Genomic DNA, 15,221 nt, shown 5'->3' with positions numbered 1-15,221 from the left:
AAATATATAGCGTGGCCAAAAAAACAGTGGTAGCGGCGGGAATCGTTATTGCACTCGCAGCGGCCTGGGGGGGCGCCTCCTGGTTTACCGGTAAACAGATTGAGCAACACATCGGCGAAGTTACCGACAACCTGAACAACGGGCTGAAAAACGCCTACCCGCAGGCGGGCATCAAGGTGACATTCCGCGACTATCAGCGCGGCATATTCACAAGCCAGGTTGCCCTGGTGGTACAGTCAGACGGTTCCGACGCCCGTCAGCATCTGTTGGCCGCGAACGAAGAAGTGGTGTTTAACACCACCGTCTTCCACGGCCCTTTCCCGCTCACCGCCAGCCAGTTTAGCCTGAAGCCGGCAATGGCGGCCGTGCACGGCGAACTGGCCAATACCGACTCGGTAAAAGCGCTGTTTGAACTGACCAAAAACAAACCGTTCATCACTGCCGATAGCCGTATCGATTACAGCGGCGACACGCACTCCGCCGTCACGCTGGAAGCGCTGGACGTTCAGAGCCCGGAAATGAAGGCCAATTTCAGCGGCACCACGCTGCTGGTGGATCTGGCCGGCGATCTGCGGGCGGGCAAAGTGATGGGGAATGTCGCTAATCTAACGATGGAAAAACCCAATCTGCAGGGACAGAACGAAAAACTGACGCTGCAGGATCTGGCGCTTAACAGCGATACCCGCAAAGGCAAATTCGATCTCGAAGTCGGCGACGTCAAGCTAACGCTGAAAAAACTGGCGCTGGACGTTCAGGGCGGCGATAGCCTGGCGCTGAACGATTTCGCGCTGGTCAACCATACCACGGAAGATGACGCCAACCTGGCGGGACAGATGACGCTGACCCTGGGCTCGGCACTGTTCCGCGATCAAAATCTGGGATCGCTGAACATGAACGTCAACTTCTCCGGGCTGGATGGCAAAGGCACTCGCCAGTTCATGACCGAATACCAGAAAAACCTGCAGTCGCTGTTGCAGAATATCGACCAGGTCACGCCGGAAATCTACGACCAGCAACTGGCCGCGCTGGTTCTGCACAACCTGCCGCAGTTGCTGAAAGGCAATCCAAGCGTCAAGGTCGCGCCGTTCAGTTGGAAGAGCGCCAAAGGCGAAAGTACCTTCACGCTGGCGCTGGACCTGACCGATCCGTTGCAGAAAAGCGCAGCGCCGACCGCTAATCTGTCCGATGAAGAAGCGATTATTCGCCAGTCGGTGAAAAATCTGGATGCTCGTCTCAACGTGCCGCTGGATATGATCACCGAGCTGATGGTGCAAACCGCGCCGAAAGCCTCTTCTGACGACGAGAGAAAGCAACTGGAACAGATGGCGCGTCAGCAGACGCAACTGATGGCGAACATCGGCCAGATGAGTCAGGTCACCGTAACCAAAGACAACGCCATTACCAGTTCGCTGCAATACAGCGACGGTACCGTGACCTTCAACGGCCGCAAGATTCCGCTGGCGGAGTTCATCGCCCCGTTCATCACGCTGCCGTCGGAGAACGTGCCTGAAGAAGGCGATGATTCCCAGGCCGCGCCGGAAGAACAGCAGCCGGACGCGTCAGTCAGCCCGTAACCCTTCACAGGCGCCCGGCAACAGGGCGCCTGTTTCTCACCCGCCTGCCTTTTCTCGCGCGTCGACGTTTAGACAAATTTAACTCCCATAACGGTACATGTGCGCCTGCCATGCACAGGCGAGAATGGCGCGTTTATGCTAAACCTGTGTTATGCCTGTTGTGATATACAAATTTCTTTTTATCAATCAATAGCAAAGTGCGTGACTTTATTCTTATACTGCACAGCGAGTTATCAGACCGTGTCCCTCACGGCGCAGTGGCGATAAAACCAGCGTCATGAGGAATGCCGCCTGACTGATGGATTTTTTTAATAAAAAAAGAGTAGAACATGATTAATCCGCACATTCCGCTGACGGATATCCATCGCCATCTCGATGGTAATATCCGTCCTCAGACCATCCTTGAATTGGGCCGCCAGTTTACTATCGAGCTGCCGGGTAACGACCTGGCTTCACTGCGCCCTCATGTCCAGATCGTCGACAACGAACCTGACCTGCTCCGTTTTCTGCAAAAACTGGACTGGGGCGTGGCCGTGCTGGGGTCGCTGGATGCCTGTCGACGGGTGGCTTACGAAAACGTTGAAGACGCCATACGTGCCGGACTGGATTATGCCGAACTGCGCTTTTCCCCCTACTACATGGCCCGCAGCCATCAACTGCCGCTGGAAGGCGTAGTGGAAGCGGTGATTGACGGCATTGCCGCAGGTTGCCGCGACCATAACCACGACGTCATGATACGTCTGATCGGTATCATGAGCCGCACCTTTGGTACTCAGGCCTGCGAACAGGAACTGGATGCGTTGCTGGCGCACAAGGACAATATCGTCGCTATCGACCTGGCGGGTGATGAACTCGGTTTCCCCGGCGAACTGTTCACCACCCACTTTACCCGCGCTCGAGATGCGGGCTGGCATCTTACCACCCATGCTGGCGAGGCCGCCGGCCCGGAAAGCATCTGGCAGGCGATTAAGCAACTGGGTGCCGAGCGCATCGGTCATGGCGTGACCGCCATCGTCGATCGCGCATTAATGGAGTACATGGCTGAACACCAGATTGGCATCGAGTCCTGCCTGACCTCCAATCTGCAAACCAGTACGGTAAAAGCAATGAATGAACACCCGCTGGTGCATTTTCTGCACCACGGTATTCCGGCCACCATCAACACCGATGATCCGGCGGTTCAGGGGATCGAAATCCGTCATGAGTATGAGATAGCGGCTCCGCAGGCCGGTCTGTCGCCGGATGACATTCGCCAGGCTCAGGAAAACGGGCTGCGTGTCGCGTTTATCTCCGAACAGGAAAAGCAGCTGTTGCGCCAGCGAGCACAGCAACGGCAACCGTCCTGACGCAATACGCAAAAAGCGGATACCGAGGTATCCGCTTTTTGCATTTCGACCTGCTTACTGCATCGTCGTCATAGCGACAATATCAGATCAGTCTTGCGGCTGGACAGACGAGTGGTGACTGGTGATAAGCCACTGCCCGTTCTTGAAGGCATAAGTGTAGGTATAGCGCGCCTTGGCCTGCGACTTGTCGCCGAAGGTAAAGGTGTAGTTTCCGGTATCCAGCGCTTCATTACAGCCGATTTTGATGACTCGCTTATCGATGCTGCCAGACGGTTTTTTCGGTAAGAAATGTTCAAAATAATCAATACGTTCTGCGTCGTTCGTCCGCATTTTTGAAGACAGCGTCGGCAACAGTACGGCGTCAGACGCATAATTGGCGTTCACTTTCTTTGCATCGCCGGTCTGCAGCGACTGATTCCAGCGATCGAACAAACTGGCGATAGTTTTTTCGTCAGTCTTAACACAGGTTTCGGTGTTGGCGGCATAAGCCTGAGAAGTGATGGCAGCGCTAAGCAAACTCAACGATAACAGAACTTTTTTATACATTGTGTCCCTCACTATAGTGACTAATCAGATACTGCGTGTGTCTGTGAGCCCACAATATGGGGCAGCACAGATAGTCACTATAATAAAAGATTAACGTTATGAACTGTAACCAATTGAAACTATATTAGTGATAGCCGCTGCCGATGAAAAACCGCATCTAACCACTTGTCTTAGCGATTATTTTTCTGTCGCCTCGCCGCCGGCAGACGCTGCCGCTCTCTTGGCATAACGTTGCGCCAGCGTCGCACACACCATCAGTTGGATCTGGTGGAAAATCATCAACGGCAGCACCATCGCCCCCACTGCCGCCGCGGGAAACAACACATTCGCCATTGGAATACCGTTGGCCAGGCTCTTTTTCGAACCACAGAACACGATGGTGATTTCATCTTCCGTACTGAATCCCAGTTTGCGAGCCGCCAGCGTGGTGCATACCAGTACAATGCCCAGCAGCACCAGCGAACAGACGACGACCGCCAGCAGCGACCAGCCATTAATCTGATGCCAAATCCCCTGGACCACCGCCTCGCTGAACGCCACATACACCACCAGCAGAATGGATGAACGGTCAGTGATATTGATCAGTTTGCGATGACGATCAACCCACTTGGCAATCAGCGGACGGGACAGATGACCGATGACGAACGGCACCATCAGTTGCATGATAATCGCGCCAATCGCGTGCAGCGTATCCGTCTGTCCGCCCTGCGTATGCATCAGCAAGCCGACCAGTACCGGCGACAGAAAAACCCCGAGAATACTTGATGCCGAGGCGCTGCAGATCGCAGCCGCCACGTTGCCGCGCGCCATAGAAGTAAACGCGATGGCGGACTGCACGGTCGCCGGCAGCGCGCACAAATACAGGAAACCGAGATACAACCCCGGCGTTAATATCTGCGGCGACAGAAACGCCATGCCAATCCCCAACAGCGGGAACAGGATGAAGGTGCTGGCAAACACCACCAGATGCAAACGCCAATGGCCCATACCGGCGGTGATGGCGTCACGGGACAGCTTGGCGCCATGCATGAAAAACAGCAGTGCGATTGCCGCATTGGTCAGGTTCTCAAAGAAAACCTTGGCCGCGCCTTCACACGGGAAAATAGACGCGGTAATCACCACCGCAATCAAAACCAGCAAAAATTTGTCAATTTTTAAGCGTTGTAACCATGCCATAACGTGTTTGCATCCTCAGACATAAAAAATACAGGCGATCCTAAGATCGCCTGCATTAAACAATGCCCTACTATCAGCAATAAACACCCATAATGCAAGGCTGAAGCCCGCCTCACAGTCAAGGTTTTCCGTCACAAATCGTGACGAATCCCGGTTAGCTGCTTTTCAGGGTCATCGCCTTTTTCTGTTCATGAGAAGTCAGCCCCAGCTCAATCAGCTCCATCACCTTGATGGCCTGCTCAACCGGCACCGGGTTGTCGCCACGTCCCAGCAGCGCATCGCGGATCTCGGCGTAATAGGATTGATAATGTCCGGGGATGGTGGGCACCGTCTGCTCCGCCAGCACACCGTCACGATGCAGCGTCAGAATGCCGTCGCGGCTGTCCTGCCCCCAATCGCTATGGGCTTGCGGCTTCTCGCCGTCTTTCAGCCGTGCTTCCTGCGGGTCGAGGCCAAATTTCACATAACTGCCCTGGGTGCCGTGGACGATATAACGGGCGCTTTCCGCCGCCGCCAGCAGGCTACCGTGCACCACCACCCGACGCTGGGGATAGATCAATGTCGCGTGGAAGTAATCCGTGGACTTACTGCCCGGCCGCAGCTGCGCCAGATCGGCCTGAATCGCCACCGGCAGACCGAATAACTGCAACACCTGATCAATCAGATGCGGGGCCAAATCGAACCAGATGCCGCTGCCTTCGCCGCCGTCTTCACGCCAGCGCTGGCGCACTTCCGGGCGATAGCGGTCAAAATGCGACTCCATGTACACCACATCGCCCAGCACGCCGGTTTTCAGCAATTGCTTCAGCGTCAGAAAGTCGCTGTCCCACCGCCGGTTATGAAAGACGGAAAGCAGCTTACCCACATGCTCCGCTTGCTGATGCAGTTCCCGTGCTTGTGACAACGTCACGGTGAACGGTTTGTCGACGACCACATGCTTGCCGGCGATCAGCGCCTGGCGGGCCAGCGGGAAATGGGTGTCATTCGGGGTGGGTATCACGATCAGATCGATATCCGGATCGTTGAACAGTTCCTGGGGCTCGCGCACGACTCGCATTGAGGGCCAGTCAGCCTGAACCTTCCCAGCATCACTGCTGGATATCGCCGCCAGTTTCATTCCTGACGTAGCGGCAATCAACGGCGCATGAAACGTCTTACTGGCATAACCATAGCCCAGCAGACCAACACGGATGGTATCCGTCATATATTTCCCCTCATTGGCGGATCTGAGGTTCAGACCCGTTGTCCTCATGAAATACGGCCGTGCATCGCAATCACGTTTTATGCTGTATCGCAATGCACAGCCTAGTATAGCACCGGGGAAACAGATGGTTATCGGACGGTTCCGTTATCCAAACCGGCCTGACCACCATCGGCGGCCAGGCCTGATTACACAATAGCGTCAGACAGTTACGGCGTGACCACCCACGGATGCGGCGCGGTTGATTCCCCTCGCCAGATGGCCGTTTCCGCGGGTCTTTCCAACGCCGGGTGATGGATTTCGCTGTTGCGGCGGCGAAAATCGCTGGGGCTGACCCCCACCCGTTTGCGGAAGACACGGGAAAAATAGAGCTGGTCGTCATAGCCGACCACCCGCCCGACGGCGGCGATTGACTCCTGCGTGGTTTGCAGCAGCAGCTTGGCACGAATCACCCGTTGGTCTTCCCGCCAGCGCAGAATATTCACCCCCACCTGCTCGCGGAACAGGTGCGCCAGCCGCGACGGCGACAGGCAAACGTGGCGCGCCACCTCATCGATACGCAGTTCTCCGGCCAGATTGCCGGTAATGAACTGACACGCTTCGATCACCCGTGGATCCATAATACGCTGTGGGCTCTGCGGATCTTCTTCCATCGCGCGCAGCAGCAGGCGCTCCAGCAGATTCATCGCCAGCTCTTCGGCAAAACGTCGGCCGGAACGGTGGGTCTGCTCAATATTGGCGAACAGCTTATCGAACTCCTGCAGCAAACCGGTGCTGGACAGCGTCAGCCGCCCGACGTCGCACCCTTTGCTGTGCCATTCCAGCCAATCGGCCCAGTAAGCGCGCGGCCGGAAATAGACCCAGCGGTGATACCAGTTGTCGCTGCCGGGCGCGCGGCCGTAATAGTGGCGCGACCGGGGCGGAAACAGCAGCAGGTCGCCGGGATTGCAAAAAAAGGTGTCGTCGCCATCCAGTACCTTGCCCTGTCCTTTAATGGTCAGGTTAATGATGTAACCCTTCATACCATCCGGCCTGTCGATAAAGAAATCCAGCGGCCCGCCCGCCAGAATCGGCGTCAGCCCGGCCACCAGATAGGCGTTAAACGCATAACCGGGCAGCAACGGGTTGGGCTGTGACTCATGCGCCATGCGGTGATACATGCGGCCTCCTGAAAAAAGAGTCTTGTCTGTTATGGATAGCGCCGGCTCATGCCGGCGCATCCGTCCATCAAACCGTTTTCTTCGCCAGCTGTTTGTAGCGGTCAAAAATCACCGCCGCCAGCAGAATCAACCCGCGCACCACATACTGAGCAAAAGGCGAGATATTCAGCAGGTTCATGGCGTTTTCCACCGTCCCCAAAATCAGCACCCCGGCCACCACATAGGATATCTTGCCGATGCCGCCTTTCAGTGACACGCCGCCCAGTACGCAGGCTGAAATCACGATCAGCTCATAACCAATCGACGTCATCGGCTGGCCGCTGGTCATGCGTGACGCCAGGATGATGCCCGCCGCGGCGGAAACCAGCCCGGACAGGCCGAAAATAATGATTTTGGTCCGCACCACCGGCACCCCGGCCAGCCGCGCGGCTTCCTCATTGCCGCCAATCGCCAGCGTGTTGCGGCCAAAGGTGGTCTTGTTCAACAGCAAACCGAACAGCACCATGCAGAAAACCGTCAGCCAGATCGGCGCCGGTAATCCCAGCCAGCTAGCGTATCCCAGCGTGAAAAAGCGCTCGTCTTCAATACCGACCGCTTTACCGTCAGAGATGATGTACGCCAGACCGCGCACAATCTGCATGGTGGCCAGCGTGGTGATCAGGGCGTTGATTTTTAGTTGGGCGATAACAAACCCGTTGAGCAGGCCGAACGCCACTCCCAGCAACAGCCCGGCGCCAACGCCCAACCACAGGCTTTCGCTGACGTTGATCACCACCGCGGTGGTCACGCCGGCGCAGGCGATCACCGAAGCGACCGACAGGTCGAAATCGCCGGAAGCCAGACAAAACAGCATGCCGCAGGCCACCATGCCCGACATGGAAATCGCCAGCCCCAGCCCTTTCATGTTGATGAAGGTGGCGAAATTCGGCACGAATAACATACAGGCCAGGAACAGCACAGCAAACACCACCAACATGCCGTAGTTATCCCAGATGCGGGACAGACTGAGGCCTTGAGATTTGCTGGCGTGGGAAGGAGAACTCACCGTAGACATTTATCGACTCCTTGGCGGTCAGGCAACCGCGGGTTCAGTGGCGGTCGTTTTTAACATCGCCAGACTCAGGACCTTCTGTTCGCTGGCCTCATCGTGCGGCACCTCGCCGGAGATGGCGCCCTCGCGCATTACCACGATGCGGTCCGCCAGCCCCAGCACTTCGGGCAGGTCGCTGGACGCAAACAGCACGGCAATCCCCTGACGGGCCAGTTCATAAATCACGTGGTAAATCTCGTGCTTGGCGCCGACGTCAATGCCGCGGGTCGGTTCATCCAGCATGATCACTTTCATCTCCTCCGACAGCCAGCGGCCGAGAATCGCCTTCTGCTGGTTGCCGCCGGACAGGTTCATGATCAACTGCGTCGGCGACGGCGTTTTGATATTCAGCGCCTGAATATGGTGGTCGGCGTTCTCCTCCTCCCAGGCTTCATTGATGATGAAACCGTTTTTGATATGTTTACGGCGGGCGCTGATATTGATGTTATCCCGCACCGAGTGCACCGGAATAATGCCGTCGGCTTTACGATCTTCCGGGCACAGCATCAGCCCGCGGCGGATCGCATCGCCGGGCGAACGGGCGTGCATCGGCTGCCCATCCAGCCGCACCTCGCCGCTGGTAATGCCGGTGGCGCCGAACAATGCCTTCATCAGTTCGCTGCGTCCGGCGCCCACCAGCCCGAACAGGCCGACAATTTCGCCGCTGCGCACCGACAACGAAATCGGCGACTTCACCCCGACCGCTTTCACCTCATGCAGTTCCAGCCGCGGCTCGCCATGCGGGCGCGGCTGATAACCATAGATATCCCCCAGATTGCGGCCCACCATCGCCTGCACCAGTTGTTCATGGTCAACCTGCTGCATGTCGGCGAAGGTTTTGACATAACGCCCGTCTTTGAACACGGTGATGGCATCGCTGAGAGCAAAGATTTCCTCCATACGGTGCGACACATACAGAATCACCCGCCCTTCACTGCGCAACTCGCGGATCACCCGGAACAGTTGTTCGATTTCCCGCGCCGACAGCGAGCTGGTTGGCTCGTCAAACGCGATAATCTTGGCGTTGCGCGCCAGCGCTTTGGCGATTTCCACCATCTGCCACTGGCCGATGGACAGGTATTTCAGCGGCGTATCCGGGTCGATATCCAACCCCAGATGTTCCAGTTGCAGACGCGATTCATAACGCAGCAACGTACGGTTCACCACCCCGCCCTTGTGCGGCAACTGCCCCAGATAGATGTTCTCCGCCACCGTCATTTCAGGCACCAGATGCAGTTCCTGATAGATGATCGCCACACCGGCGTTCAGCGCGTCCATCGTATTGGCGAAGCGCACCGGCTGCCCTTTAATATGAATTTCTCCCTGTGACGGCGTGTAATTGCCGCTCAAAATTTTCAGCAATGTGGATTTTCCCGCGCCGTTTTCCCCCATCAGTGCATGGATTTGCCCGGCATGGCAGTCGAAACTGATGTCATCCAGCGCCTTGACGCCGGGAAACACTTTGCCAATCCCGCGAAAGGATAAATAAGGTGACTGTACGGTCATTTCAGCATCCTCAATGGTCTGCGCCGTCATTTATGAGGTATGACGGCGCGGCCAGTGTCCGCTCACGCCGGCTAAGGCGGGAGCGGACAAGGGTCATTACATCAGGCCTTTCTTCTGCAGTTCAGTTTTGAAGTTATCGCGGGTGATCAGCACCACATCGGTCACTTCGGTGAATTTCTGCGGCTCGACGCCTTTGGTCACCCAGTCATGCAGCATCTGGATGCTCTTGTAGCCGTGCACGTCCGGGCTTGGCAGCAACGAACCGTAGAAACCGGTCGGCTGCGATTTGGACAGTTCGCTGACCGCGTCCACCCCGTTGATGCCGATACCGATCACGTTGCCCGCCTTGAATCCCTGTCCTTCAGTCGCACGCACGCCGCCCAGCACGGTGTTGTCGTTCATGCCGACCACCAGCCAGTTTTTCACGTTCGGATGCTGCACCAGCAGCGAGTTGGCGGCGTCAAACGCGCCGGGGATATCGTTGGATTTGGTGGGGACCTGATAAATCTGTTTTTCCGGGAATCCGGCCGCCTTCAGCGCATCCATCGACCCGGAAGTACGGCGACGGGCGGTATCCAGCTCGTTGGCGGTGATCGCCATAACGGCCGTTTCCTGCAGTTTCCAGCCGCGTTTCTGCATCTCTTTCCACAACTCCTGCCCCTGACGTTCGCCAATCTTGGTGGCGGCCATCATTACCAGCGGTACCGTGTCCATCGGCTGCCCTTTGGCGTTGACGAACTGGTCGTCGACGGCGATCACTTTCAGGTTATAGCTGCGCGCTTTGGCGACGATGGCCGCGCCCAGTTTCGGGTCAGGGGTACAGATGACAAACCCTTTGGCGCCGCTGGCCGCCAGGCTGTCGATAGCATTGAGGGTTTTTTCGCCATCCGGTACGGCGATCTTGATAACGTCAAATCCCAGGTCTTTACCGGCCTTGTCAGCAAACCGCCATTCGGTCTGGAACCAGGGTTCTTCCGGCTGTTTGACCAGAAAGCCCAGTTTCATGTTTTCCGCGATAGCCGATTGTGACATAACCGCGGCCAGGCCAATTGCTGCCAGAACCTTAGTGAATTTATGCATGGTCTTCTCCGCTCGTTGTTATCTTTAACACGCAGGCAACCGGGGATGCCCTCACGGGTGTAAACGCTCCCGGCAAGATGTTCCTTTTGGGCGCGATGAAAAAACAAAGAGTTATTGTGATTTCATCCTCCGGTTTCCTTCAGACGCGTAAGTTGTAGCTGTTATTTTCATCACGAAGAGAGAGCATTATCACATTCAGAAACTACAGCTGATTCGTACATGGATTCAGCGAATTTAACCAGCCATTAACTTATGACCGCCATCACAAAACCCCTGTCCGTGACAGAAAAATGCATACTTCCAGCCAACCGCTCCTCACGGCGCCAGAACGGCCTGTCTATCGTAAACAGCGTGATCCCTACGATTAACAGGAGCAGCAACGATGAGTGCGGGTGCCATTACTCTTGGTCTTGATTTTGGCAGCGATTCTGTCCGTGCGCTGGCGGTGGATTGCCGCAGCGGGCAGGAGCTGGAAACAGAAGTGGTCTACTATCCGCGCTGGCGCCAGGGACAATATTGTCATCCCGCCAGCAATCAGTTCCGCCACCATCCGCTGGATTACATCGAATCGCTGGAGTTGGCGATCCGCGCGGTAGTGGCGCGGCTCACTCCTGAACAGCGTCGGCAGATAATCGGCATTGGCGTCGACTCCACCGGCTCCACCCCGGCGCCGATTGACGAACAGGGCGACGTGCTGGCATTGCGTCCGGAATTCGCGGACAACCCCAACGCCATGTTTGTGCTGTGGAAAGACCATACCGCGATTGACGAAGCGGAAGCCATCAACCAGCTGTGCCGCAGCGGCCAGTTCCCGGATTACACCCGCTACATCGGCGGGGTGTACTCATCGGAATGGTTCTGGGCCAAAATTCTCCATATCACCCGTGAAGATCCGTCGGTACGTCAGGCAGCGGTGTCCTGGATCGAATTGTGCGACTGGGTGCCCGCCCTGCTCTCCGGCACCACGGCGCCTGACGCCATCCGCCGCGGTCGTTGCAGCGCCGGACACAAATCGCTGTGGCATCCCGACTGGGGCGGCCTGCCGCCAAAAGACTTTTTGCAGGCGCTGGATCCCTGCCTGACGGAAAAACTGCAGTATCCGTTGTTCACCGATACCTGGACTGCCGATCGTCCGGTCGGCGCATTGACGCCGGAATGGGCTCGCCGGTTGGGGTTGTCAGAAAACGTCGTGATATCCGGCGGCGCTTTCGATTGTCATATGGGCGCCGTCGGCGCCGGGGCGCAACCCTATACGCTGGTCAAGGTGATCGGCACTTCAACCTGCGACATCCTGATCGCCGATGCAGATCGGGTGGGCAGCAATACGATCGCCGGGATCTGCGGTCAGGTGGACGGCAGCGTGGTGCCCGGTTTCATCGGGCTGGAAGCCGGTCAATCCGCCTTTGGCGACATGTACGCCTGGTTTGGCCGCGTGCTGGGCTGGCCGCTGCAACTGGCCGCCCGCGAACATCCAGACTGGCAACCGCAACTGGAACAGCTGCAATCCAGCCTGCTGGCGCAGCTGACGCAAGCCTGGGCCGATTCCCCATCGCTCGATCACCTGCCGGTCGTGCTCGACTGGTTTAATGGCCGCCGCACGCCGTTCGCCAACCAACGGCTCAAAGGGGTGATCACCGACCTGAATCTCGGCACCGACGCGCCGGCACTGTTCGGCGGGCTGATCGCCGCCACCGCGTTTGGCGCCCGCGCTATCATGGCCTGCTTCGAGTCTCAGCAGATCCCGGTGGAAAACCTGCTGGCGCTGGGCGGCATCGCCCGGAAATCCACCACCATCATGCAAGTCTGTACCGACGTCATGAACCGCCCGATGCAGATCGTCGCCTCGGATCAATGCTGCGCGCTGGGCGCCGCTATTTTCGCCGCCGTGGCTGCCGGCGTTCACCCGGATATCCCCATCGCCCAGCAGCATATGGCCTGCGGCATCGAACGCACCCTGACGCCTGACCCGAACCGGGTCGCCCGTTATCAACAGCTTTATGAACGCTATCAGCAGTGGTGCCGGCTGGCGGAGCCCGCCTACAGCCCCCGGACCGGGGCAGACCATTGAGAGTTTGCCGAACATCACTTTTACATCCCTTTGGGAACCCAAACAGGAGTCATCATGGAACAATTTAAGCCGCTCGAAGTCTGGTTTGTGATTGGCAGTCAGCATCTGTATGGCCCGGAAGCGCTGCGTCAGGTGAAAGAGAACGCCGAAAAAGTGGTGAATGGCCTTAACCGCGACGCCAACCTGCCGGTGCGGCTGGTACTCAAACCGCTGGTCAAAACCCCGGATGAAATCACCGCGCTGTGCCGCGACGCCAATTATCAGGATAACTGCATCGGGCTGCTGGCCTGGCTGCATACCTTCTCGCCCGCCAAAATGTGGATTGGCGGTCTGAGCATCCTCAACAAACCGCTGCTGCAGTTCCATACCCAGTTCAACGCCGATATCCCCTGGGACACCATGGACATGGATTTCATGAACCTGAACCAGACCGCTCACGGCGGGCGCGAATTCGGTTTTATCGGCGCGCGCATGCGTCAGCCTCATCAGGTGGTGGTCGGCCACTGGCAGGATCGTCACGCCCATGAACGCATCGCCAAATGGATGCGGGTCGCGGCGGCGCTTCAGGAAAGCCGTCAGCTCAAGGTAGCCCGTTTTGGCGATAACATGCGGGAAGTGGCGGTCACCGAAGGCGATAAAGTCGGGGCGCAAATCCAGTTTGGCTACGCGGTCAGCGCCTGGGGGCTGGGAGACCTGGTCGGCGTGGTGGACGATGTCAGCCAGGGCGATGTGAATACGCTGATTGAAGAGTATGAAGCCAGCTACACCCTCAGCGAAGCGCTCAGGCTGCATGGTCCGAAACGGCAAAATCTGCTGGATGCGGCCCGTATCGAGCTCGGCCTGAAACGCTTTCTCGATCAGGGCGGCTTTAAGGCTTTCACCACCAATTTCGAAAACCTCTACGGCCTCAAGCAGCTTCCCGGCGTGGCGGTACAACGTCTGATGCAGCAGGGATACGGTTTCGGCGCCGAAGGCGACTGGAAAACCGCCGCGCTGTTGCGCGTGATGAAGGTCATGGCGCAGGGATTACCCGGCGGCACCTCCTTCATGGAGGATTACACCTACCACTTCGCTCCCGGCAACAATCTGGTGCTCGGCGCCCATATGCTGGAAGTGTGCCCCAGCATCGCCAGCGAGGAAAAACCGCTGCTGGATGCGCAATACCTCGGGATCGGCGGCAAAGCGGATCCGGTGCGATTGATCTTCTCCGCGCCGGCCGGATCGGCGCTGAACGTCAGCGTGATCGATCTGGGCGATCGTTTCCGCCTGCTGGTTAATCAGGTGGATACCGTCGCCCAGCCGCATCCCTTGCCGAAACTGCCGGTCGCCCGCGCGCTCTGGCAGGCGCAGCCATCGCTGGAAACGGCGGCCGAAGCCTGGATTCTGGCGGGCGGCGCTCATCATACCGTGTTTACCCAATCGCTCGATCTCGATTATCTGCGGCTGTACGCCGACCTGCACAACATCGAGTTGACGGTGATTGATCAGGACACCACCCTGCCGGCCCTCAGGGACGGGCTGCGCTGGAACGAGTTGTACTACAAACTGTGCGGACACCGGGCGTAATACCGGCTATCCGTTAACTTGCCTATCGTGACAACGCCTGCCGGCGCCCTGATGCCGGCAGGCGGCGATTTCGGTTATTGCATTCATGTCTGTTCAGCATCCGTCGCTGTACAATCTGTCTCTGTACAATCCGTCGCTGTACATCCAACCTGACAATACGTGATATTCCGAATAATAAAATAAAAATTGTCATTATTACGCGTGAATATCACCGTATTTAAATGAAACAAAAGGTTTCCATAAACACGTAAAATAATAATAACGAAGCCCAAAAATGTGACATAGATCGAGTGGGTTGCGCAAAAAACATCATAAGATGAATAAAATGTTAACCGCCATATTCCAGCCTTTTCCGCTGCTGTATTTTTCAGCGCCCTGTAATTAGTAGGATACGTTAATTAAATCAATGATAAAGCCACGATGTTCGGCATCGGTAAGAAATGAAGTAGATTTATGCTTTTTTATTACGACTGCCTATCATAAGCTGCGTTTTTGAATTCAGTACTGGACAGAATCCCCGAGGCGAATATACTGAATTCCCTTTAAACTCTATTTGATTATTTTACGCAAATGAGTGTTTACGAATATTTATTGAAATTCAGAAAAGTGAGTACATTGGAAAGTCTTGAGAAGTTGTTTGATCATTTGAATTATTCTCTGACTGACAATCACGACATTATCAATATGTATCGGGCTGCCGATCATCGCCGGGCCGAATTAGCCGCTGGCGGAAAACTGTTTGACATCGGGCAAGTACCGAAATCCGTCTGGCACTTTGTGATTTAATGGGGCAGGTGATTGATGGCATAGGTGGTCTGAGGGGTTAGCATGGATGCGCGTGCCGCCGCCGCACGCTATTCCCACCCGCATTTTCCCGCACGTATTTTCTTACCTTTTTTCTTACCTTT

At 56.6% G+C, this 15,221-nt stretch carries 12 protein-coding genes; 5 read left to right on the top strand and 7 right to left on the bottom strand.

Features of this window, described 5'->3' with window-relative positions:
- Positions 1 to 11: 11 nt before the first annotated feature.
- Together CVE23_RS11180 and add are read left to right on the top strand one after the other, a co-directional pair.
- Positions 12 to 1,574 carry a YdgA family protein gene (locus CVE23_RS11180; protein ID WP_049853984.1) on the top strand — a complete coding sequence of 521 codons (1,563 nt, stop codon included), beginning with the start codon at positions 12 to 14 and terminating at the stop codon, positions 1,572 to 1,574.
- Between the two features lie 329 nt (positions 1,575 to 1,903).
- Positions 1,904 to 2,920: an adenosine deaminase gene (gene add / locus CVE23_RS11175; RefSeq protein ID WP_038919044.1), complete on the top strand. Its 1,017-nt coding sequence runs from the start codon at positions 1,904 to 1,906 to the stop codon at positions 2,918 to 2,920.
- An 87-nt stretch (positions 2,921 to 3,007) separates the two neighbouring features.
- Here add and CVE23_RS11170 read toward each other — a convergent pair whose 3' ends face one another.
- From CVE23_RS11170 to CVE23_RS11140, 7 genes are all read right to left on the bottom strand, one after another.
- On the bottom strand, positions 3,008 to 3,466 hold the full coding sequence (locus tag CVE23_RS11170) for an SgcJ/EcaC family oxidoreductase (protein ID WP_038658728.1): 459 nt from the start codon (positions 3,464 to 3,466) through the stop codon (positions 3,008 to 3,010).
- Between the two features lie 177 nt (positions 3,467 to 3,643).
- On the bottom strand, positions 3,644 to 4,642 hold the full coding sequence (locus CVE23_RS11165) for a bile acid:sodium symporter family protein (RefSeq protein ID WP_049853982.1): 999 nt from the start codon (positions 4,640 to 4,642) through the stop codon (positions 3,644 to 3,646).
- 154 nt (positions 4,643 to 4,796) lie between these two features.
- Positions 4,797 to 5,846 carry an oxidoreductase gene (locus CVE23_RS11160; RefSeq protein ID WP_100849547.1) on the bottom strand — a complete coding sequence of 350 codons (1,050 nt, stop codon included), beginning with the start codon at positions 5,844 to 5,846 and terminating at the stop codon, positions 4,797 to 4,799.
- Between the two features lie 206 nt (positions 5,847 to 6,052).
- Positions 6,053 to 7,003, bottom strand: coding sequence for an arabinose operon transcriptional regulator AraC (araC, locus tag CVE23_RS11155; protein ID WP_038919040.1), 951 nt, complete (start codon positions 7,001 to 7,003; stop codon positions 6,053 to 6,055).
- 67 nt (positions 7,004 to 7,070) lie between these two features.
- Complete coding sequence (gene araH, locus CVE23_RS11150; protein ID WP_100849546.1) at positions 7,071 to 8,057, bottom strand: L-arabinose ABC transporter permease AraH; 987 nt, start codon at positions 8,055 to 8,057, stop codon at positions 7,071 to 7,073.
- A gap of 18 nt (positions 8,058 to 8,075) precedes the next feature.
- A complete protein-coding gene (gene araG, locus CVE23_RS11145) occupies positions 8,076 to 9,599 on the bottom strand; it encodes an L-arabinose ABC transporter ATP-binding protein AraG (protein ID WP_038668506.1) in 1,524 nt (507 codons plus the stop codon).
- A gap of 96 nt (positions 9,600 to 9,695) precedes the next feature.
- Positions 9,696 to 10,679: an arabinose ABC transporter substrate-binding protein gene (locus CVE23_RS11140; protein WP_038919036.1), complete on the bottom strand. Its 984-nt coding sequence runs from the start codon at positions 10,677 to 10,679 to the stop codon at positions 9,696 to 9,698.
- Between the two features lie 382 nt (positions 10,680 to 11,061).
- Here CVE23_RS11140 and CVE23_RS11135 point away from each other — a divergent pair, with 382 nt between their 5' ends.
- From CVE23_RS11135 to ydgT, 3 genes are all read left to right on the top strand, one after another.
- Positions 11,062 to 12,747, top strand: a complete 1,686-nt coding sequence (locus CVE23_RS11135; protein ID WP_100849545.1) for a ribulokinase — start codon at positions 11,062 to 11,064, stop codon at positions 12,745 to 12,747.
- Between the two features lie 54 nt (positions 12,748 to 12,801).
- Positions 12,802 to 14,313, top strand: coding sequence for an L-arabinose isomerase (gene araA / locus CVE23_RS11130; protein ID WP_049853978.1), 1,512 nt, complete (start codon positions 12,802 to 12,804; stop codon positions 14,311 to 14,313).
- Positions 14,314 to 14,883: 570 nt separating this feature from the next.
- Positions 14,884 to 15,099 (top strand): transcription modulator YdgT, encoded by a 216-nt coding sequence (ydgT, locus tag CVE23_RS11125; protein ID WP_038658750.1) that lies wholly within the window; start codon positions 14,884 to 14,886, stop codon positions 15,097 to 15,099.
- Positions 15,100 to 15,221 lie beyond the last annotated feature (122 nt).

The organism is Dickeya fangzhongdai (assembly GCF_002812485.1).
Classification (GTDB): domain Bacteria; phylum Pseudomonadota; class Gammaproteobacteria; order Enterobacterales; family Enterobacteriaceae; genus Dickeya; species Dickeya fangzhongdai.
This window is presented reverse-complemented; position numbering and strand designations above follow the sequence as displayed.

Excerpts from the sequence above, each read along its gene's own strand:
- add (WP_038919044.1), top strand. The coding sequence starts at position 1,904 with ATGATTAATCCGCACATTCCGCTGACGGATATCCATCGCCATCTCGAT.
- CVE23_RS11170 (WP_038658728.1), bottom strand. The coding sequence starts at position 3,466 with ATGTATAAAAAAGTTCTGTTATCGTTGAGTTTGCTTAGCGCTGCCATC.
- CVE23_RS11165 (WP_049853982.1), bottom strand. The coding sequence starts at position 4,642 with ATGGCATGGTTACAACGCTTAAAAATTGACAAATTTTTGCTGGTTTTG.
- CVE23_RS11160 (WP_100849547.1), bottom strand. The coding sequence starts at position 5,846 with ATGACGGATACCATCCGTGTTGGTCTGCTGGGCTATGGTTATGCCAGT.
- araC (WP_038919040.1), bottom strand. The coding sequence starts at position 7,003 with ATGTATCACCGCATGGCGCATGAGTCACAGCCCAACCCGTTGCTGCCC.
- araH (WP_100849546.1), bottom strand. The coding sequence starts at position 8,057 with ATGTCTACGGTGAGTTCTCCTTCCCACGCCAGCAAATCTCAAGGCCTC.
- araG (WP_038668506.1), bottom strand. The coding sequence starts at position 9,599 with ATGACCGTACAGTCACCTTATTTATCCTTTCGCGGGATTGGCAAAGTG.
- CVE23_RS11140 (WP_038919036.1), bottom strand. The coding sequence starts at position 10,679 with ATGCATAAATTCACTAAGGTTCTGGCAGCAATTGGCCTGGCCGCGGTT.
- CVE23_RS11135 (WP_100849545.1), top strand. The coding sequence starts at position 11,062 with ATGAGTGCGGGTGCCATTACTCTTGGTCTTGATTTTGGCAGCGATTCT.
- araA (WP_049853978.1), top strand. The coding sequence starts at position 12,802 with ATGGAACAATTTAAGCCGCTCGAAGTCTGGTTTGTGATTGGCAGTCAG.
- ydgT (WP_038658750.1), top strand. The coding sequence starts at position 14,884 with ATGAGTGTTTACGAATATTTATTGAAATTCAGAAAAGTGAGTACATTG.